Source organism: Pseudomonas sp. BIGb0278 (assembly GCF_024809895.1).
Taxonomy (GTDB): Bacteria; Pseudomonadota; Gammaproteobacteria; order Pseudomonadales; family Pseudomonadaceae; genus Aquipseudomonas; species Aquipseudomonas shirazensis.
Genome location: NZ_JANUEL010000002.1, coordinates 723,992 through 741,374 on the forward strand (window position 1 = coordinate 723,992; position 17,383 = coordinate 741,374).

General features: G+C 62.9%; 18 protein-coding genes. 8 read left to right on the forward strand and 10 right to left on the reverse strand.

Annotation, left to right across the window (positions count from 1 at the left end; all coding sequences use genetic code 11):
- Window positions 1-154: 154 nt before the first annotated feature.
- The 4 genes from M2396_RS12020 to glyQ form a co-directional block, all read right to left on the reverse strand.
- Window positions 155-937: a 1-acyl-sn-glycerol-3-phosphate acyltransferase gene (locus M2396_RS12020; RefSeq protein WP_101322771.1), complete on the reverse strand. Its 783-nt coding sequence runs from the start codon at window positions 935-937 to the stop codon at window positions 155-157.
- 62 nt (window positions 938-999) lie between these two features.
- Window positions 1,000-1,527: a D-glycero-beta-D-manno-heptose 1,7-bisphosphate 7-phosphatase gene (gmhB, locus tag M2396_RS12025; protein WP_101322770.1), complete on the reverse strand. Its 528-nt coding sequence runs from the start codon at window positions 1,525-1,527 to the stop codon at window positions 1,000-1,002.
- A gap of 3 nt (window positions 1,528-1,530) precedes the next feature.
- Window positions 1,531-3,585, reverse strand: a complete 2,055-nt coding sequence (gene glyS / locus M2396_RS12030) for a glycine--tRNA ligase subunit beta (protein ID WP_101322769.1) — start codon at window positions 3,583-3,585, stop codon at window positions 1,531-1,533.
- Window positions 3,582-4,529, reverse strand: coding sequence for a glycine--tRNA ligase subunit alpha (gene glyQ, locus M2396_RS12035; RefSeq protein ID WP_101322768.1), 948 nt, complete (start codon window positions 4,527-4,529; stop codon window positions 3,582-3,584). Before glyQ ends, glyS begins: the two co-directional genes overlap by 4 nt.
- An 83-nt stretch (window positions 4,530-4,612) precedes the next feature.
- Here glyQ and M2396_RS12040 point away from each other — a divergent pair, with 83 nt between their 5' ends.
- Together M2396_RS12040 and M2396_RS12045 are read left to right on the forward strand one after the other, a co-directional pair.
- On the forward strand, window positions 4,613-5,164 hold the full coding sequence (locus tag M2396_RS12040; protein ID WP_101322767.1) for a DNA-3-methyladenine glycosylase I: 552 nt from the start codon (window positions 4,613-4,615) through the stop codon (window positions 5,162-5,164).
- Window positions 5,165-5,204: 40 nt separating this feature from the next.
- Complete coding sequence (locus M2396_RS12045; RefSeq protein WP_150570278.1) at window positions 5,205-6,092, forward strand: lysophospholipid acyltransferase; 888 nt, start codon at window positions 5,205-5,207, stop codon at window positions 6,090-6,092.
- Between the two features lie 137 nt (window positions 6,093-6,229).
- Here M2396_RS12045 and M2396_RS12050 read toward each other — a convergent pair whose 3' ends face one another.
- The 5 genes from M2396_RS12050 to def are packed head-to-tail and all read right to left on the reverse strand — an operon-like array spanning window position 6,230 to window position 10,753.
- A complete protein-coding gene (locus M2396_RS12050; protein WP_150570277.1) occupies window positions 6,230-6,538 on the reverse strand; it encodes a tetratricopeptide repeat protein in 309 nt (102 codons plus the stop codon).
- A 12-nt stretch (window positions 6,539-6,550) separates the two neighbouring features.
- Window positions 6,551-7,924: a Trk system potassium transporter TrkA gene (gene trkA, locus M2396_RS12055; protein WP_101322764.1), complete on the reverse strand. Its 1,374-nt coding sequence runs from the start codon at window positions 7,922-7,924 to the stop codon at window positions 6,551-6,553.
- A 22-nt stretch (window positions 7,925-7,946) separates the two neighbouring features.
- Complete coding sequence (gene rsmB / locus M2396_RS12060; protein WP_259075155.1) at window positions 7,947-9,257, reverse strand: 16S rRNA (cytosine(967)-C(5))-methyltransferase RsmB; 1,311 nt, start codon at window positions 9,255-9,257, stop codon at window positions 7,947-7,949.
- The gene (gene fmt / locus M2396_RS12065) at window positions 9,254-10,186 is read right to left on the reverse strand and encodes a methionyl-tRNA formyltransferase (RefSeq protein WP_259075157.1); all 933 of its coding nucleotides are present in this window, start codon (window positions 10,184-10,186) and stop codon (window positions 9,254-9,256) included. The genes rsmB and fmt overlap by 4 nt, the downstream gene beginning before the upstream one ends.
- A 60-nt stretch (window positions 10,187-10,246) precedes the next feature.
- Complete coding sequence (gene def, locus M2396_RS12070) at window positions 10,247-10,753, reverse strand: peptide deformylase (protein WP_101322761.1); 507 nt, start codon at window positions 10,751-10,753, stop codon at window positions 10,247-10,249.
- A 209-nt stretch (window positions 10,754-10,962) separates the two neighbouring features.
- On the opposite strand from def, the gene dprA reads away from it, so the two are divergent.
- The 4 genes from dprA to M2396_RS12090 all read left to right on the forward strand — a co-directional run bounded on the left by dprA (window position 10,963) and on the right by M2396_RS12090 (window position 14,266).
- A complete protein-coding gene (dprA, locus tag M2396_RS12075; protein ID WP_259075161.1) occupies window positions 10,963-12,060 on the forward strand; it encodes a DNA-processing protein DprA in 1,098 nt (365 codons plus the stop codon).
- Between the two features lie 36 nt (window positions 12,061-12,096).
- Window positions 12,097-12,654 (forward strand): L-threonylcarbamoyladenylate synthase, encoded by a 558-nt coding sequence (locus M2396_RS12080; protein WP_103435475.1) that lies wholly within the window; start codon window positions 12,097-12,099, stop codon window positions 12,652-12,654.
- Between the two features lie 517 nt (window positions 12,655-13,171).
- Window positions 13,172-13,486, forward strand: a complete 315-nt coding sequence (locus M2396_RS12085) for a DUF3077 domain-containing protein (protein WP_259075163.1) — start codon at window positions 13,172-13,174, stop codon at window positions 13,484-13,486.
- 465 nt (window positions 13,487-13,951) lie between these two features.
- On the forward strand, window positions 13,952-14,266 hold the full coding sequence (locus M2396_RS12090) for a DUF3077 domain-containing protein (RefSeq protein ID WP_188036914.1): 315 nt from the start codon (window positions 13,952-13,954) through the stop codon (window positions 14,264-14,266).
- 179 nt (window positions 14,267-14,445) lie between these two features.
- Here the strand turns inward: M2396_RS12090 and M2396_RS12095 are convergent, their stop codons facing one another.
- Window positions 14,446-15,423 (reverse strand): NADPH:quinone reductase, encoded by a 978-nt coding sequence (locus M2396_RS12095; protein WP_259075165.1) that lies wholly within the window; start codon window positions 15,421-15,423, stop codon window positions 14,446-14,448.
- Between the two features lie 135 nt (window positions 15,424-15,558).
- Here M2396_RS12095 and hemF point away from each other — a divergent pair, with 135 nt between their 5' ends.
- Together hemF and aroE are read left to right on the forward strand one after the other, a co-directional pair.
- Window positions 15,559-16,470, forward strand: coding sequence for an oxygen-dependent coproporphyrinogen oxidase (gene hemF, locus M2396_RS12100; RefSeq protein ID WP_150572346.1), 912 nt, complete (start codon window positions 15,559-15,561; stop codon window positions 16,468-16,470).
- Between the two features lie 26 nt (window positions 16,471-16,496).
- Window positions 16,497-17,321, forward strand: a complete 825-nt coding sequence (gene aroE, locus M2396_RS12105) for a shikimate dehydrogenase (protein WP_101322754.1) — start codon at window positions 16,497-16,499, stop codon at window positions 17,319-17,321.
- Window positions 17,322-17,383 lie beyond the last annotated feature (62 nt).

Here is a 17,383-nt window from a genome sequence, read left to right on the forward strand (position 1 = left end):
TCTGAAACAGCCGGGGGCTGCACAGCAGACCCCGTTTTCAATCATGGAAAAAACTTATGCACGGTTTTCGAAAAACTGTCACATAGATAAATAACTATAAATTTCAATAACTTAGAGTCAATCTCTAAGCATCATTTGAAAAGTTGCTCACAAGTTATCCACAATTTTCCAAGCTGTCTGCGGCGCTGCTTTCAGCCACTGGAGGCAGCGCTCCCAGCGCCCGCTGGGTCTCCTGATTCCACGCCTCAGCGCGGTTATTCAGGTCAGCAATGGCCCGCGGCCCGCTGCCTTCGGCATACATCGGCTCGCCAATCACCACCTCGATCACCCCCGCCTGCTTGCCCCAGCCAGACTTCGGCCAGTAACGGCCGGCGTTATGCGCAATCGGCAGCACCGGCAGGCCTGCGTTCACCGCCAAGGCCGTACCGCCACGGGAGAACTTGCCGATCTGCCCATACGGGACACGGGTACCCTCAGGGAAGATCAATACCCACACGCCTTGCTTGAGCAGCTCGTCGCCCTTCTTGGCAACGTGGCGCAAGGCTTCCTTGGGGTTGTCGCGGTCGATCGCGATCGGCCGCAGCATGGCCATGGCCCAGCCAAAGAACGGCACATACAGCAGCTCACGCTTGAGTACCTGGCTCAGCGGTTGGAAGTACGCCGACAGGAAGAACGTTTCCCAGGTGCTCTGGTGATTGGACAGAATCACGCACGGGGTCGCTGGCACGTTCTCCGCGCCGGTGATCTTGTAGCGGATACCCAGCATCACCTCGGTCAGGCGCACGGCAAAACGGCACCAGTAGACGTTGATGAAGCGGTAGCGCTTTTGAAACGGCAGAAACGGCGCGATGAAGAAGCTCAAGGTGCACCAGAGCAACGAGCTGGTGCCCAGCAGCAGGTAAAAAAGAAAGATTCTGATCGCCTGCAGGATCGACATAGTGGCATGTACCGTTGCGGGTCGTGCCCGCCTAATGAACTGTGCGCCAGGCGGCGTACAGTCTAGATAAGTGCTCTGGCGACAGCGGCCAGATCGTCAAAAATCAGCGTGCTTGCAGCGACGCCCTTGCTCAGGGTGCGCTCACCTTTGCCGGTTTTCACCAACACCGGTTGTGCTCCGACGGCCAGGGCGGCCTCCAGGTCACCTTTACTGTCGCCGACGAACCATACGCCAGGCAGCTCTGCCTGGTAATGGGCAGCGATTGCCTCGAGCATGCCCGGCTTCGGTTTGCGACAGGCGCAGCCCTCGTCCGGACCATGCGGGCAGTACACGACGAGGCCCAGTTCGCCACCCTGCTCGGCCACCAGCTCGCGCAAGCGCGTGTGCATGGCCTCGAGGGTGTCCAGCGAATAGTAGCCCCGGGCAATGCCGGACTGGTTGGTGGCCACCGCCACCGTCCAGCCCGCTTTGCTCAACTGCGCGATGGCCTCGATCGCGCCGGCAATGGGGATCCACTCCTCCAGCGACTTGATGTAGGCGTCGGAGTCGTGATTGATCACCCCGTCACGATCGAGAATCAGCAGTTTCAAGGCTTACCCCAGCAACGAGATGTCGGCAACACCCAGGAACAGACCGCGCAGGCGGCTGAGCAGGGCGTAGCGGTTGGCACGGACCTTGGCATCTTCGGCGTTGACCATCACTGCCTCGAAGAAGGCGTCCACCGGGTCACGCAGCGCTGCCAGGCGGGCCAGCGACTCACGGTACTGACGGGCCGCAGCCATCGGTTGCACAGCCTGGTCGGCCTGCTGGATCGCCGAGTACAGCGAGAACTCGTTGGCATTGTCGAAATACTTCGGCTCGACTTGCTCGGAGATCGCACCCTCAGCCTTGCTCAGCAGGTTCGACACACGCTTGTTGACCGCGGCCAGGGCCCCGGCTTCAGGCAGTTGGCGGAATGCCTGCACGGCCTGTACGCGTTGGTCGAAGTCCAGCGCCGAGCCTGGCTTGAGGGCACGTACCGACAGGTAGGTACCGACGTCAATGCCTTCGTCTTCATAACGTGCACGCAGGCGGTCGAAGATGAACTCCAGGACCTGCTCGGACAGCCCGGCTGGCTTGATCTTGCTACCGAACTGGTTGACGGCGAAGCTCACGGCGTCGGTCAGGTCCAGGTCCAGCTGCTTGTCGATCAGAATGCGCAGCACGCCGAGGGCAGCGCGACGCAGGGCGTACGGGTCTTTGCTGCCGGTTGGCAGCATGCCGATGCCAAAGATACCGACCAGGGTGTCGAGCTTGTCGGCAATGGCCACGGCAGCACCGGTGAGGGTCTGCGGCAGTTCCGCGCCAGCACCGCGCGGCATGTACTGCTCGTTCAGGGCCAGGGCGACGTCTTCCGGCTCGCCGTCGTTCATGGCGTAGTAGTAGCCGGCAACGCCTTGCATTTCCGGGAACTCGCCGACCATTTCGGTGGCCAGGTCACACTTGGACAGCAAGCCGGCACGCGCCGCACGCTGGGCGTCGCCGCCGATGCGTGGGGCGATGTAGGCGGCCAGCTTGGAAACACGCTCGGCTTTATCGTAGACGCTGCCCAGCTGGGCCTGGAACACCACGTTCTTCAAGCGCTCGTTGAAGGTCGCCAGGGGCTGCTTCTTGTCCTGCTTGAAGAAGAACTCGGCGTCGGTCAGGCGCGGACGCACGACCTTTTCGTTACCGAGCACGATCTGCTGCGGGTCACGGCTCTCGACGTTGGCCACGGTAATGAAGCGCGGCAGCAACTTGCCGTCGCTGTCGAGCAGGCAGAAGTACTTCTGGTTGTCCTGCATGGTGGTGATCAGCGCTTCTTGCGGCACTTCAAGGAAGCGTTCCTCGAACGAGCACACCAGCGGCACCGGCCATTCGACCAGCGCAGTCACTTCATCGAGCAGCGCCGGCGGCACGATGGCCGTGCCTTCCTGCTGCAGGGCGAGCTCTGCGGTGCGCTTGGCGATCAAGTCGCGGCGCTCGGCAAAATCGGCCAGCACGTAGGCTTTGCGCAGGTCTTCGGCGTAGTTGGCAGGCGCGCTGATAACCACGTTTTCCGGGTGGTGGAAACGGTGCCCACGCGACTCGCGACCGGCTTGCTGCTTGAGGATGGTGCAATCGACCACCTGCTCACCGAGCAGCATCACCAGCCATTGGGTTGGCCGCACGAATTCTTCACGGCTGGCCGCCCAGCGCATGCGCTTGGGAATCGGCAGGTCGTTGAGCGAATCTTCGACGATGGTCGGCAGCAGGCTGGCAGTAGCCTTGCCCGGGATGTGCTGCGAGAAGCGCAGTTTGGCGCCGCTCTGGTCGATCTCGCTGAGGTCGACGCCGCACTTCTTGGCAAAGCCCAGGGCCGCCTGAGTTGGCTGGCCTTCGGCGTTGAACGCGGCCTGCATGGGCGGGCCATCGACGTTGATGGAGCGGTCAGGCTGCTGCACGTCGAGCTGACGAATCAGAACTGCCAGGCGGCGCGGCGCGGCATACACGCTCTTGCCGGCGTAGTTCAGGCCAGCGGCCTGCAGGCCTTTTTCGATACCGGCCAAAAACGCGTCACCGAGGCTGGCGAGGGCTTTGGGTGGCAGCTCTTCGGTGCCCAGTTCAACCAGAAAATCTTGAGCACTCATTGTGCAGCCTCCAGCTTAGCCAACACTTCGTCACGCAGTTCAGGGGTCGCCATCGGGAAGCCCATGCGGGCACGGGCTTGCAGGTAGCTTTGCGCCACGTCGCGAGCCAGCGTACGTACGCGCAGGATGTAACGCTGGCGCTCGGTCACCGAGATGGCGCGGCGGGCGTCGAGCAGGTTGAAGGTGTGCGACGCCTTCAGGACCATTTCATAGGTCGGCAGCGGCAGGTCGAGCTTGATCAGGCGGTTGGCTTCGCTTTCGTAGAAGTCGAACAGCTCGAACAGTTTGTCGACGTTGGCGTGCTCGAAGTTGTAGGTCGATTGCTCCACTTCGTTCTGGTGGAACACGTCGCCATAGGTGACCACACCGAACGGGCCGTCAGCCCAGACCAGGTCGTACACCGAATCAACGCCCTGCAGGTACATCGCCAGGCGCTCGAGGCCGTAGGTGATTTCGCCGGTGACCGGGTAGCACTCCAGACCGCCGACTTGCTGGAAGTAGGTGAACTGAGTCACTTCCATGCCGTTCAGCCAGATTTCCCAACCCAGACCCCAGGCGCCGAGGGTCGGCGATTCCCAGTTGTCTTCGACGAAGCGCACATCGTGCACCAGCGGGTCGAGGCCGATCGCTTTCAGCGAGCCCAGGTACAGTTCCTGGAAGTTGGCCGGGTTAGGCTTGAGGACCACCTGGAACTGGTAGTAATGCTGCAGGCGGTTGGGGTTTTCACCATACCGTCCGTCGGCAGGCCGACGGCTTGGCTGCACGTAGGCGGCGTTCCAGGTTTCTGGGCCGACGGCGCGCAAAAAGGTCGCGGTGTGGAAAGTGCCGGCGCCTACTTCCATATCGTAGGGCTGAAGTACCACACAACCTTGCTCAGCCCAGTACTTCTGCAGGGCGAGGATGAGGTCTTGGAAGGTACGCACGGCTGGCGTAGGCTGGCTCACGAAATTCACCTGTATCTGGGGATGCGGATGTAAAGAGCGGGAGTATAACCCGATTCGCCTCGCCCTCTACTGATTGGAGCCTTATGCCACGCTGCTTTTGGTGTACCGACGATCCGTTGTACCAGGCCTACCACGACCAGGAGTGGGGAACGCCGCAGCGCGATCCGGCGTTGCTGTTCGAGATGCTTTTGCTCGAAGGGTTCCAGGCTGGGCTGTCCTGGATCACCGTATTGCGCAAGCGCGAGCGCTATCGCCAGGTCATGTATGACTTTGACCCGGTGCAGCTGGCGCAGATGAGCGATGAGCGCATCGAGGAATTGATGCTCGATGCCGGGATCATCCGCAACCGCCTCAAACTCAACGCGGCGCGGCGTAATGCCAAGGCCTGGCTGGCTGTGGATAACCCGGCCGAGTGGCTCTGGTCGTTTGTCGGCGGCACGCCGAAGATCAACCACTTCATCGACCGTAGCGAGATGCCGGCAGTCACCGACGAGGCCAAGGCGATGAGCAAGGCGTTGCAGAAAGCCGGCTTCACGTTCGTTGGTCCGACTATCTGCTACGCGTTCATGCAGGCCACCGGGATGGTCATGGACCACACCACCGACTGCGATCGCTACGCCGCCTTGGCGCGCTGAGCGGGTACAATGCGCGCTTGCTGAAATAAGGAATTCGCCTGTGGAAAAGTTCAAGGGCGCCCTGATGGTCGGGGTGCTGCGCCTGTTTGCCAAGCTGCCCTGGAGCGCGGTGCAACGGGTTGGCGCCGGCATTGGCTGGCTGATGTGGAAGATACCCAACGGTTCGCGCAACGTGGTGCGGATCAACCTGGCCAAGTGTTTTCCGGAGATGGACCCGGCCGAGCGCGAGCAGTTGGTCGGCCGCGCCCTGCGCGATATCGGCAAGTCGTTTGTCGAAAGCGCCTGCGCCTGGATCTGGCCGCCCCAGCGTTCGCTGGACCTCGTCCACGAAGTGCAGGGCCTGGAAGTGCTGGAGGCCGCCCTGGCCTCAGGCAAGGGCGTAGTCGGCATTACCAGCCACCTGGGCAACTGGGAAGTGCTCAACCACTTCTACTGCAGCCAGTGCAAACCGATCATTTTCTACCGCCCGCCCAAGCTCAAGGCGGTCGATGACCTGCTTCGCGAGCAGCGCGTGCAGATGGGCAACCGTGTGGCGCCGTCGACCAAGGAAGGCATCCTCAGCGTGATCAAGGAAGTGCGCCGTGGTGGCCAGGTGGGGATTCCGGCTGACCCGGAGCCGGCCGAGTCGGCTGGGGTGTTTGTACCGTTCCTCGGCACCCAGGCGCTGACCAGCAAGTTTGTGCCGAACATGCTGGCTGGCGGCAAGGCGGTCGGGGTGTTCCTGCATGCGCTGCGGCTGCCGGATGGTTCTGGGTTCAGGGTAATTCTCGAGGCGGCGCCCGAGGAGATGTACAGCACCGATGTAACGGTGTCGGCGGCGGCCATGAGCAAGGTGGTCGAGCGTTATGTGCGCGAGTATCCGAGCCAGTACATGTGGAGCATGAAGCGCTTCAAGAAGCGTCCGGCTGGCGAGCCGCGCTGGTATTGAGGTTTCTGGGGCTGCTGCGCAGTCCTTCGCGGGCAAGCCCGCTCCCACAGGTTACGGCGGCGTTGCAAATGCTGTGGGAGCGGGCTTGCCGGGACGCCGGACCGCCGCGAAGGGCCGCAAAGCGGCCCCCAGCAATCTCAGATTTTATTCAACTTCTTCAAAAACACCGCCATCTCTTTCTCGGCCTGCTTGTCGCCATGCGCCCGCGCCGCTTCAGTCCCTTGTTCCCACGCCTGCCGCGCCGCGGCCAGATCACCGCTCAGCTGATAAGCCTTGCCCAACAGCTTCCACGCCGCCGAATACTTCGGGTCCTGCTCAACGCAGCGGGCCAGATGCACCGCCGCCTCGGCGCCGTTGCCCTCATCCAGCCAGGCCTTGCCCAGACCGAAGCGCAACAGTGAGTTATCCACACCCTTGTCGAGCATCTTCTGCAGCGATTCGCGCATTGCCGTGCCTCCTTAGAAAAAGCTCAAGCCTACGTGGAACAGCTTCTCGACGTCGCGGATATGCTTTTTATCCACAACGAACAGAATCACGTGGTCGCCGGTTTCCAGCACCGTGTTGTCGTGGGCGATCAGCACCTGCTCGGCACGAATGATCGCGCCAATGGTGGTGCCCGGCGGCAGGTCGATGTCGGCGATGGCCTTGCCAATCACCTTGCTCGACTTGGCGTCACCATGCGCCACCGCCTCGATCGCCTCGGCCGCACCGCGGCGCAGCGAGTGCACGCTGACGATATCGCCGCGGCGCACGTGGGCAAGCAAGGTGCCGATAGTCGCCAACTGCGGGCTGATGGCGATGTCGATATCGCCGCCCTGCACCAGGTCGACATAGGCCGGGTTGTTGATGATGGTCATCACCTTGCGCGCACCTAGGCGCTTGGCCAGCAGCGACGACATGATGTTGGCCTCGTCGTCGTTGGTCAGGGCCAGGAAGATATCGGCGTCGGCGATGTTCTCTTCCAGCATCAGGTCCTTGTCCGAGGCGCTGCCCTGCAACACCACGGTGCTTTCCAGGGTGTCGGACAGGTAACGGCAACGGGCCGCGTTCATCTCGATGATCTTGACCTGGTAGCGGCTCTCGATCGCTTCAGCCAGGCGCTCGCCGATCTGCCCGCCCCCGGCGATGACCACACGCTTGTTGGTCTCGTCGATGCGGCGCAACTCGCCCATGACCGCACGGATGTCCTTCTTCGCGGCGATGAAAAAAACCTCGTCATCGGCTTCAATGACGGTATCGCCCTGCGGCTTGATCGGCCGGTCACGGCGGAAGATGGCCGCCACGCGGGTGTCGACATTAGGCATGTGCGCGCGGATCTGGCGCAACTGCTGGCCCACCAGCGGGCCGCCGTAGTAGGCCTTGACCGCCACCAACTGGGCTTTGCCGTCAGCGAAGTCGATCACCTGCAGTGCGCCGGGGTGCTCGATCAGGCGCTTGATGTAGTTGGTCACCACCTGTTCGGGACTGATCAGCACGTCGACCGGGATATGGTCGTTGTGGAACATTTCTTCCCGAGTCAGGTACGCCGATTCGCGCACCCGAGCGATCTTGGTCGGGGTGTGGAACAGCGAGTAGGCGACCTGGCAGGCGACCATGTTGGTCTCGTCGCTGTTGGTCACCGCCACCAGCATGTCGGCGTCGTCGGCGCCGGCCTGGCGCAGCACCGTCGGCAGCGAGCCACGGCCCTGCACGGTGCGGATATCAAGGCGGTCGCCAAGGTCGCGCAGGCGGTCGCCATCAGTGTCGACCACAGTGATGTCATTGGCTTCGCTGGCCAGGTGTTCTGCCAGCGTGCCGCCTACCTGCCCTGCGCCAAGGATGATGATCTTCATCCACTACTCCTAACCTGGTGTTTTATCCGCGCGAGGCGGCAATCTTGATCAGCTTGGCATAGTAGAAGCCGTCGTGGCCGCCTTCCTGAGCCAGCAACTGGCGCCCGTGCGGCTGGCGCAGGCCGGCCTCGGTGGCCAGGTCCAGTTCACGAGCGCCTGGCGTACGGGCCAGAAACGCCTCGATCACTTCAGTGTTTTCGGTCGGCAGGCTCGAGCAGGTGGCGTACAGCAGCATGCCGCCGACTTCCAGGGTTGGCCACAGCGCATCGAGCAACTCGCCCTGCAACGTGGCCAGGGCCGGGATGTCATCAGCCTGACGGGTCAGCTTGATATCCGGATGACGGCGGATCACCCCAGTCGCCGAGCACGGTGCGTCGAGCAGAATGCGCTGGAAGGTCTTGCCGTCCCACCAGTTGGCGGTGTCGCGGGCATCGCAGGCGATCAGCTTGGCGTCCAGTTGCAGGCGCGCCAAGTTCTCGCGCACGCGGACCAGGCGCTTGGCTTCCAGGTCGATTGCCACCACTTCGGCCAGGCCCTGCTCGGCTTCGAGCAGGTGGCAGGTCTTGCCGCCCGGTGCGCAGCAGGCATCCAGCACGCGTTGGCCGGGGGCCAGTTCGAGCAGGTCGGCGGCCAGTTGCGCCGCTTCGTCCTGCACGCTGATCCAGCCTTCGGCAAAGCCTGGCAGGCCACGCACGTCGCAGGCAGCCGCGAGCACGATGCCGTCGCGGCTGTACTGGCAAGCAGCGGCCGCGATACCGGCTTCGCCAAGCAAGGCCAGGTAGGCGTCGCGGCTGTGATGGCGGCGGTTGACCCGCAGGATCATCGGCGGATGAGCATTGTTGGCGGCGCAGATGGCTTCCCACTGCTCCGGCCAGAACGCCTTGAGCGACTTCTGCAGCCAGCGCGGGTGGGCGGTACGTACCACCGGGTCGCGCTCCATGCTGGCGAGCAGTTCTTCGCCCTCGCGCTGGGCGCGGCGCAGCACGGCATTGAGCAGGGCCTTGGCCCACGGCTTTTTCAGCTTGTCGGCGCAGCCCACGGTTTCGCCGATGGCGGCATGCGCCGGGATCCGCGTGTAGAACAGCTGGTACAAGCCCACCAGCAGTAGCGCCTGCACATCACTGTCGGCCGCCTTGAACGGCTTTTGCAGCAACTGCGCGGCCAGCAGCTCCAGGCGTGGCTGCCAGCGGGCGGTGCCGAAGGCGAGGTCCTGGGTCAGGCCACGGTCGCGTTCCTCGACCTTGTCCATTTGCGTTGGCAACGAACTGTTCAGCGAAGCCTTGCCGCTGAGTACAGCAGCGAGGGCGCGGGCAGCAGCCAGACGTGGGTTCATTGGCCAAGCACCTTGCCGTCAGCGAACTTCTCGCGGCGGCTGTTGAACAGGTCGCTGAAGTTCAGCGCCTTGCCGCCTGGCAGTTGCAGGCGGGTCAGGCTCAGTGCCTGCTCACCGCAGGCGACGACCAGGCCGTCCTTGCTGGCGCTGAGGATCTGGCCGGGTGCGCCGCTGCCTGTGGACAACTTCGCTTCGAGGACCTTCACGCTCTCGCCATCGAGGCTGGTGTGGCACACCGGCCATGGGTTGAAGGCGCGTACCAGACGCTCCAGCTCAACTGCCGGGCGGCTCCAGTCGATGCGCGCTTCTTCTTTGTTCAGCTTGTGTGCATAAGTGGCCAGGGCGTCATCCTGCACTTCGCCCTGCAAGGTGCCAGCGGCCAGCCCGGCAATCGCGTCGAGCACGGCAGGCGGGCCCATTTCGGCAAGGCGGTCATGCAGGCTGCCGCCGGTGTCGCTGGCACTTATTGGAGTAGTGACCTTGAGCAGCATCGGCCCGGTGTCCAGGCCCGCCTCCATGCGCATCACGGTGACGCCGCTCTCGGCATCGCCGGCTTCGACGGCGCGCTGGATCGGAGCCGCACCGCGCCAGCGTGGCAGCAGCGAGGCATGGCTGTTGATGCAGCCCAGGCGCGGGATATCCAGCACCGCCTGCGGCAGGATCAAACCGTAGGCAACCACCACCAGCAGGTCCGGCGCCAGCGCGGCCAGTTCGGCCTGGGCCTCGGCATTGCGCAGGGTCGGCGGTTGCAGCACAGGGATGTCATGGGCCACGGCCAACTGCTTGACCGGGCTCGGCATGAGCTTTTGCCCACGGCCGGCCGGACGGTCGGGCTGGGTGTACACCGCAACCACCTGGTAAGGGCTGTCGAGCAGGGCTTTGAGGTGTTCGGCGGCAAACTCAGGGGTGCCCGCGAAGACGATGCGCATGGAGTTCTCGCTTGAAATAGAAAAAGGCTTGCCGGAGCAAGCCTTCTGCAAGGTGGGGGATCAGGCGTTCTGGCGGTGCTGCTTTTCCAGCTTCTTCTTGATCCGGTCACGTTTGAGCTGCGACAGGTAGTCGACAAACAGCTTGCCGTTGAGGTGGTCCAGCTCGTGCTGCACGCACACCGCGAGCAGGCCTTCGGCCTCCATCTCGTACGGCTTGCCATCGCGATCCTGGGCTTTGACCCGGATGCGCAGAGGGCGATCAACGTTTTCGTAGAAGCCCGGCACCGACAGGCAACCTTCCTGGTACTGGCCCATGTCGTCGGTCAGCTCTTCGAGCTCGGGGTTGATGAACACCCGTGGCTCGCTGCGATCTTCGCTCAGGTCCATCACTACCAGGCGCAGGTGGACGTTGACCTGCGTCGCGGCCAGGCCGATGCCAGGCGCTTCGTACATGGTTTCAAACATGTCGTCGATCAGCTGGCGCAAGGCGTCGTCAAACACCGTCACCGGTTTGGCAATGGTACGCAGGCGCGGGTCCGGGAATTCGAGAATGTTCAAAATGGCCATAGGGGTCAGGCAGTCACTGTGCGGTCGGTTGAAAACTGAACACACATAATAAAGGCAAACGCACGATTCAGCACGTAGCAAAGGTCAGCTAGGGTTTCAGAACGGCGCTTATAGCCGAATCTGTTGACAGGTTATAAAACTCTTATCAACACAGTTATCCACAGGTTGTGCCATCTGCATGACCCTTTGTCGATCAAGGATGATCAGCCATGCCCGTTCCCCTTTCGTCTGACTGTCCACCTGCTGAATTAGAGGCGAGGCTGCGCCTGCATCGCTTGCCTGACGTCGGTATGCGGCGTTTTCTGACACTGATTGAGGCGTTTGGCAGCGCCTCCTCGGCGCTCAGTGCACCGGCAACTGCCTGGCGCACGCTGGGGCTGACTGCCGCTGCCTGCGAGGCTCGGCGCAGCCCAGAAGTGCGCGATGGTGCCAGCGCTGCAATGGCCTGGCTAGAGCGTCCGGGCCAGCATTTGCTGATGTGGGACCAGCCTGGCTACCCGCCTCTGCTGGGCGAAATCGACGATGCCCCGCCGCTGCTGTTTGTGGCCGGCAACGTTGAAATACTCGAGCGCCCGCAGCTGGCTGTCGTCGGCAGCAGGTGCGCTTCGCCGCCGGCGCTGGACAACGCCGCGGCTTTTTCGCGCTGCCTCGCCCGCGCCGGTTTTACCATCACCAGCGGCCTGGCGCTGGGCGTAGACGGCGCCGCTCATCGGGCTGCGCTGGACGCTCAAGGCAGCACAATCGGGGTGCTTGGCACGGGTCTTGAAAAACTTTATCCACAGCGCCATAAAGCCCTCGCGCAGGAGATGATCGAGCGTGGTAGTGCAGTGGTTTCAGAGTTCCCGCTGGACGCCGGACCACTGCCTGGCAACTTCCCCCGTCGCAACCGGATCATCAGTGGTTTGTCGCTCGGTGTGCTGGTAGTCGAGGCCGGTACCGCCAGCGGCTCGCTGATCAGCGCCCGTCTGGCGGCCGAGCAAGGCCGCGAGGTGTACGCCATCCCAGGCTCGATCCATCACCCCGGCGCCAAGGGCTGCCACCAGTTGATTCGTGACGGCGCGCTGCTGGTGGAAAGCGTCGAGCAGATCCTCGACAGCCTGCGCGGTTGGCAAAACCTGCCGCCGGTGGCTGTGGATAAACCCGTCCACCCCCTGCTCGCCTTGCTCCACGCTGCACCGCAAACCAGCGAAGGGCTGGCCCGCAGCAGCGGGCAGGCGCTGGCGCAGGTGCTCGCCAGCCTGACCGAGTTGGAGCTGGAAGGCCGCGTCAGCAATCAAGCTGGGCGTTGGTTTGCGCGGTCTGGCTGAGTAAACTGCAGGTCAGCGTAATTCGGAGTAACAACAATGGTCAGCAGTTGGCGTGTGCAGCAAGCCGCACGGGAAATTCGCGCGGGCGCGGTGATTGCCTACCCGACCGAAGCAGTCTGGGGTCTGGGCTGCGACCCCTGGAACGAAGACGCGGTGTACCGCCTGCTCGCGCTCAAGTCGCGGCCTGTGGATAAAGGCCTGATTCTGGTGGCAGACAGCATCGAGCAGTTCGACTTCCTGTTCGAAGACTTCCCCGAAGACTGGATCAAGCGCATGGCCGACACCTGGCCTGGCCCAAACACCTGGCTGGTACCGCATCAGGGCATGTTGCCGGAGTGGGTCACCGGCCAGCACGACACCGTTGCCCTGCGCGTCAGCGATCATCCACAGGTGCGTGAACTGTGCGCGCTGGTCGGGCCGCTGATTTCCACCTCGGCCAACCCCGGTGGACGGCCGGCAGCGAAGAGTCGCTTGCGGGTGGAGCAGTATTTCCGCGGGGATCTGGATCTGGTGCTGGGTGGGTTGCTGGGTGGGCGGAAGAATCCGAGTGTGATTCGTGATCTGGCCACTGGCGAGGTGGTGCGGGCGGGGTGAGCGTCTGGCTCGAGTCTGCCGGGGCTGCTTTGCAGCCCTTTCGCGACGCAAGACCGCTCCTACAGGGACCGCGTAAGCAGGTCAGACTCGGTCCCCGTAGGAGCGGCCTTGTGTCGCGAAAGGGGTGCGTAGCGCCCCCAGCATTTCTGGCTGATACCGAATTCGTAAGTCCGCAGACTGTTGCCTAGCTTTACCCGGTCATGTGCAGGATATTTCTGATTTTTACCAAAAGGCTGTGCGGATCGTATTCGGCGAAATATCCTACGCACGCTGTAGAATGCCATCACCTTCTCAGTGGGAACTCATGCCTCTAGGCTTCACATCGTCGCTGAATAACTCAGCGATCGGGTGTGGTAACCCGGAGATGATGATTCCCCATGTCAGTCATGGCAGCTGTGCGCGGGAGGCTTTTAGCCTGCCGGGTCTTGGGGTATCTCTCCGGTTTACCACCCTGCGTATAGCTGCCACCAATTCGCGTGGTAACGAGTTGTAGCGGCGATTGATTAGAGAAAACCCCATGACCAAGAAGCTTGTACCTGATCCGCCTCTCCCACTAACCACGAGTCACCCCTTCGGTCGCTGCGAAGCCGGCCATCCTCCGCTTTACTCGGTAAACCCAAACATCCCCATCGAAGACGCTCTGGTCCACGTCGCACTGCACCTGCGCTGTGCCTACGAAACCGGCCTGCAAGCCATGGAGCATATGCGCGAAGAAGGCCGCGGCCTGTTCTGGGCCAACCTCCATGCAGTGGAAGCGGCTGAAGGTGTGGTCGACTCGCTGCTCGACAACTTCGAGGCAGGCACGCTGGAAAAGCGTATGTCTCTCATCTGACAGCCGCTGTGTTGGATATTGGGGCCGTTAGCCGGCCCCAATCACTCAGGGCAGCAGTACGGTCGAACCAACGGAGCGTAGCGCCCCAGCATTTCTGGCTGGTACCGAATTCGTGAGTCCGCAGACTGTTGCCCAGCATTACTCAGTCATGTGCAGGATATTTCTGATTTTTACCAAAAGGCTGTGCGGATCGCATTCAGCGAAATATCCTACGCACGCTGTCGTATGCCATCACCTTCTCAGTGGGAACTCATGCCTCTAGGCTTCACATCGTCGCTGAATAATTCTGCGATCGGGTGTGGTAGCCCAGGTGCTTTTTTTCCATGACAGTCTATGGCGGCTGTGCGCGGGAGGCTTTCGAGCCTGCCTGGATTGGAAAATGCCCGGGTCTACCACCTCGCGTATCGCCGCCACCCAATTCACGTGGTAGTGAATTGAAGCGGTAAAGGTTAGGAGCATTTTCCGGTGGCCAAGAAAATCGTCCCAGATCCACCCTTACCCTCCACCACCGCCCACCCCTTCGGCCGCTGCGAAGCCGGCCATCCTCCGCTTTTCTCAGTAAACCCAAACATCCCCATCGAAGACGCTCTGGTCCACGTAGCGTTGCACCTGCGCTGTGCCTATGAAACCGGCATGCAAGCCATGGAACACATGCGCGAAGAAGGCCGTGGCCTGTACTGGGCCAACCTGCACGCGGTGGAAGCGGCTGAGGGTGTGGTTGAGTCTTTACTCGACAGCTTCGAATCCGGGACATTGAGCAAGAGGATGTCGTTGACCTGACGCCCGGTGCTGGCTGTATTGGGGCCGCTCCGCGGCACTTCGCGGGTAAACCCGCTCCCACAGGGAGTTGAGCGTGATCGCTGTAAAGGGGTGTACCTGCCGGATACCAAGCTGAGCGGCAGCTCATAATCCTGTGGGAGCGGGTTTACCCGCGAAGGGCCGCATAGCGGCCCCGCAGCTCAGGGCAACAGCACCGTCGAGCCGACCGTGCGTCGCGCCGACAGCTCGCTCTGCGCCTTGGCCGCTTCGCTGAGCGGGTAGCGTTGCTGGATATCCACCGTCAGCTGGCCGCTGGCGATCATGGCGAACAGGTCATCGGCCATGGCCTGGGTGTTTTCGGCATTGTTGGCGTAAGTGGCCAAGGTCGGCCGGGTCACGTACAGCGAACCCTTCTGCGCCAGAATGCCCAGGTTGACGCCACTGACCGCGCCAGAAGCGTTGCCGAAGCTGACCATCAAGCCGCGTGGCTTTAGGCAATCCAGCGAGGTCAGCCAGGTATCGGCGCCAACGCCGTCGTATACCACCGCAACCTTTTTGCTGTCAGTCAGCTCAAGCACGCGCTTGGCGACGTCTTCGTGGCTGTAGTCGATAGTCTCCCACGCGCCGAGGGCCTTGGCCCGCTCGGCTTTTTCCGGCGAGCTGACCGTGCCGATCAGCTTGGCGCCCAGCGCTTTAGCCCACTGGCACGCCAGCGAGCCAACCCCACCAGCTGCGGCGTGGAACAGGATCACTTCGCCCGGCTGCACGGCGTAGGTCTGTTTGAGCAGGTACTGCACGGTCAGGCCTTTGAGCATCACTGCGGCAGCCTGCTCGAAGCTGATGCTGTCGGGCAGTTTGACCAGGTTGGCTTCGGGCAGCGTGTGCACTTGGCTGTAGGCGCCCAGCGGGCCACCGACGTAAGCGACGCGGTCGCCGACCTTGAGCCGGGTGACACCTTCGCCGACCGCATCGACGATGCCGGCACCTTCGGTGCCCAGGCCCGAGGGCAGCGCTGGCGGTGGGTACAGGCCGCTGCGGAAATACGTGTCGATGAAGTTCAGGCCGATCGCCTGGTTGCGCACACGAACCTGCTGCGGGCCGGGTGGGGCCGGGTCGAACTCGACCAGTTGCAGTACTTCGGGACCGCCATGCTGGCTGAACTGGATACGCTGGGCCATCTCGCACTCCTGTTGTCGGATTGGATGCAGGCCTTCTATCGGACGCCTTTGCTTGACTGCCGTCAACTGCGACGCGCCGGTTGCCGGTGGTATGCTACGCGGCGAATTCTTCCCTGCTCCTCCCAGGTGACCCCGATGACCAGCCGCACCGAGGCCGTGAAGGCCTATCTGCTCGACCTGCAAGACCGCATCTGCTCTGCCCTCGAACGCGAAGACGGCGGCGCCCGCTTCGTCGAGGACGCGTGGGTGCGCGAAGCCGGTGGTGGCGGGCGCACGCGGGTGATCGGGGACGGCGCGCTGATCGAGAAAGGCGGGGTCAACTTCTCCCACGTGTTCGGCAGCGGCCTGCCGCCGTCGGCCAGTGCTCACCGGCCAGAGCTGGCCGGGCGCGGCTTCGAGGCGCTGGGGGTGTCGCTGGTGATCCACCCGCATAACCCGCATGTGCCGACTTCGCACGCCAATGTGCGGTTTTTCATCGCCGAAAAAGAAGGCGAAGAGGCAGTCTGGTGGTTTGGCGGCGGCTTTGACCTCACCCCCTACTACGGCAACGAGGAAGACTGCGTGCACTGGCACCGCGTCGCCGAGCAGGCCTGCGCGCCGTTCGGCGCCGACGTCTACCCGCGTTACAAAGCCTGGTGCGACCGCTACTTCCACCTCAAGCACCGCGGCGAGCCGCGTGGCATTGGTGGGCTGTTCTTCGATGACCTCAACGAGTGGGACTTCGACACCTGCTTCGCCTTCATTCGGGCGATCGGCGATGCCTATATCGACGCCTACCTGCCGATCGTGCAGCGGCGCAAGGCCACGCTTTATACCGCTGAGCAGCGCGAATTCCAGGAGTACCGCCGTGGGCGCTATGTCGAGTTCAACCTGGTGTACGACCGTGGCACCTTGTTCGGCCTGCAATCGGGTGGGCGTACCGAGTCGATCCTGATGTCGCTGCCGCCGCAAGTGCGCTGGGGCTATGACTGGAAGCCGGCGCCAGGCAGCGAAGAAGCGCGCCTGACCGACTACTACCTGCAAGACCGCGACTGGCTTGGCCAGTAAGCCCTGTGGATAACCGAGGAAGCGCCATGGACCAATACGTCGTTTTCGGCAACCCGATCGGCCACAGCAAGTCGCCGCTGATCCACCGCCTGTTTGCCGATCAGACCGGCCAGCACATCGAATACAACACCCTGCTGGCGCCGCTGGACGAGTTCAGCGACTGCGCTCGCGGCTTCTTCAAGCAAGGCCAGGGTGCCAACGTCACCGTGCCGTTCAAGGAAGAAGCCTACCGCCTGTGCGACAGTCTCACCGAGCGTGCCCAGCGCGCCGGCGCGGTCAACACCCTGACCAAACTGGCCGACGGCAGCCTGCAAGGTGACAACACCGACGGCGCCGGTCTGGTGCGCGACCTCACGCAAAACGCCGGGGTCGAGCTCAAGGGCAAGCGCATCCTCATCCTTGGTGCGGGCGGCGCAGTGCGCGGTGTACTCGAGCCGATTCTGGCGCATAACCCGCAGGCGCTGGTGATCGCTAACCGGACGGAAGAAAAGGCCGAGCAGCTGGCGCATGAGTTCGATGCGCTAGGGCCGGTGGTGGCCAGTGGTTTTGCCTGGCTCAGCGAGCCGGTAGACGTGATCATCAACGCCACCTCGGCCAGCCTTGCCGGGCAGATGCCGCCGATTGCCGACAGCCTGGTCGAAGCTGGCCGCACCGTGTGCTACGACATGATGTACGGCAAGGAGCCGACCCCGTTTTGCCAGTGGGCGACTCGCCTGCAGGCAGCCAAGGTACTCGATGGCCTGGGCATGCTCGCCGAGCAGGCGGCCGAGGCGTTCTTCATCTGGCGTGGGGTGCGGCCGGATACAGCGCCAGTGCTGGATGAGCTGCGCCGGCAGTTGGCGCGGGGTTGAGCCGCAAGCCGGGGTCGGGCAGGGTCTCAAATTGTGTGGGGTTTGAGAATGTCGGGGCTGCT

Excerpts from the sequence above, each read along its gene's own strand:
- M2396_RS12080 (WP_103435475.1), top strand. The coding sequence starts at position 12,097 with ATGGTCAGCAGTTGGCGTGTGCAGCAAGCCGCACGGGAAATTCGCGCG.
- glyS (WP_101322769.1), bottom strand. The coding sequence starts at position 3,585 with ATGAGTGCTCAAGATTTTCTGGTTGAACTGGGCACCGAAGAGCTGCCA.
- aroE (WP_101322754.1), top strand. The coding sequence starts at position 16,497 with ATGGACCAATACGTCGTTTTCGGCAACCCGATCGGCCACAGCAAGTCG.
- M2396_RS12085 (WP_259075163.1), top strand. The coding sequence starts at position 13,172 with ATGACCAAGAAGCTTGTACCTGATCCGCCTCTCCCACTAACCACGAGT.
- trkA (WP_101322764.1), bottom strand. The coding sequence starts at position 7,924 with ATGAAGATCATCATCCTTGGCGCAGGGCAGGTAGGCGGCACGCTGGCA.
- def (WP_101322761.1), bottom strand. The coding sequence starts at position 10,753 with ATGGCCATTTTGAACATTCTCGAATTCCCGGACCCGCGCCTGCGTACC.
- hemF (WP_150572346.1), top strand. The coding sequence starts at position 15,559 with ATGACCAGCCGCACCGAGGCCGTGAAGGCCTATCTGCTCGACCTGCAA.
- M2396_RS12020 (WP_101322771.1), bottom strand. The coding sequence starts at position 937 with ATGTCGATCCTGCAGGCGATCAGAATCTTTCTTTTTTACCTGCTGCTG.
- fmt (WP_259075157.1), bottom strand. The coding sequence starts at position 10,186 with ATGCGCATCGTCTTCGCGGGCACCCCTGAGTTTGCCGCCGAACACCTC.
- M2396_RS12040 (WP_101322767.1), top strand. The coding sequence starts at position 4,613 with ATGCCACGCTGCTTTTGGTGTACCGACGATCCGTTGTACCAGGCCTAC.
- M2396_RS12095 (WP_259075165.1), bottom strand. The coding sequence starts at position 15,423 with ATGGCCCAGCGTATCCAGTTCAGCCAGCATGGCGGTCCCGAAGTACTG.
- dprA (WP_259075161.1), top strand. The coding sequence starts at position 10,963 with ATGCCCGTTCCCCTTTCGTCTGACTGTCCACCTGCTGAATTAGAGGCG.
- M2396_RS12050 (WP_150570277.1), bottom strand. The coding sequence starts at position 6,538 with ATGCGCGAATCGCTGCAGAAGATGCTCGACAAGGGTGTGGATAACTCA.
- rsmB (WP_259075155.1), bottom strand. The coding sequence starts at position 9,257 with ATGAACCCACGTCTGGCTGCTGCCCGCGCCCTCGCTGCTGTACTCAGC.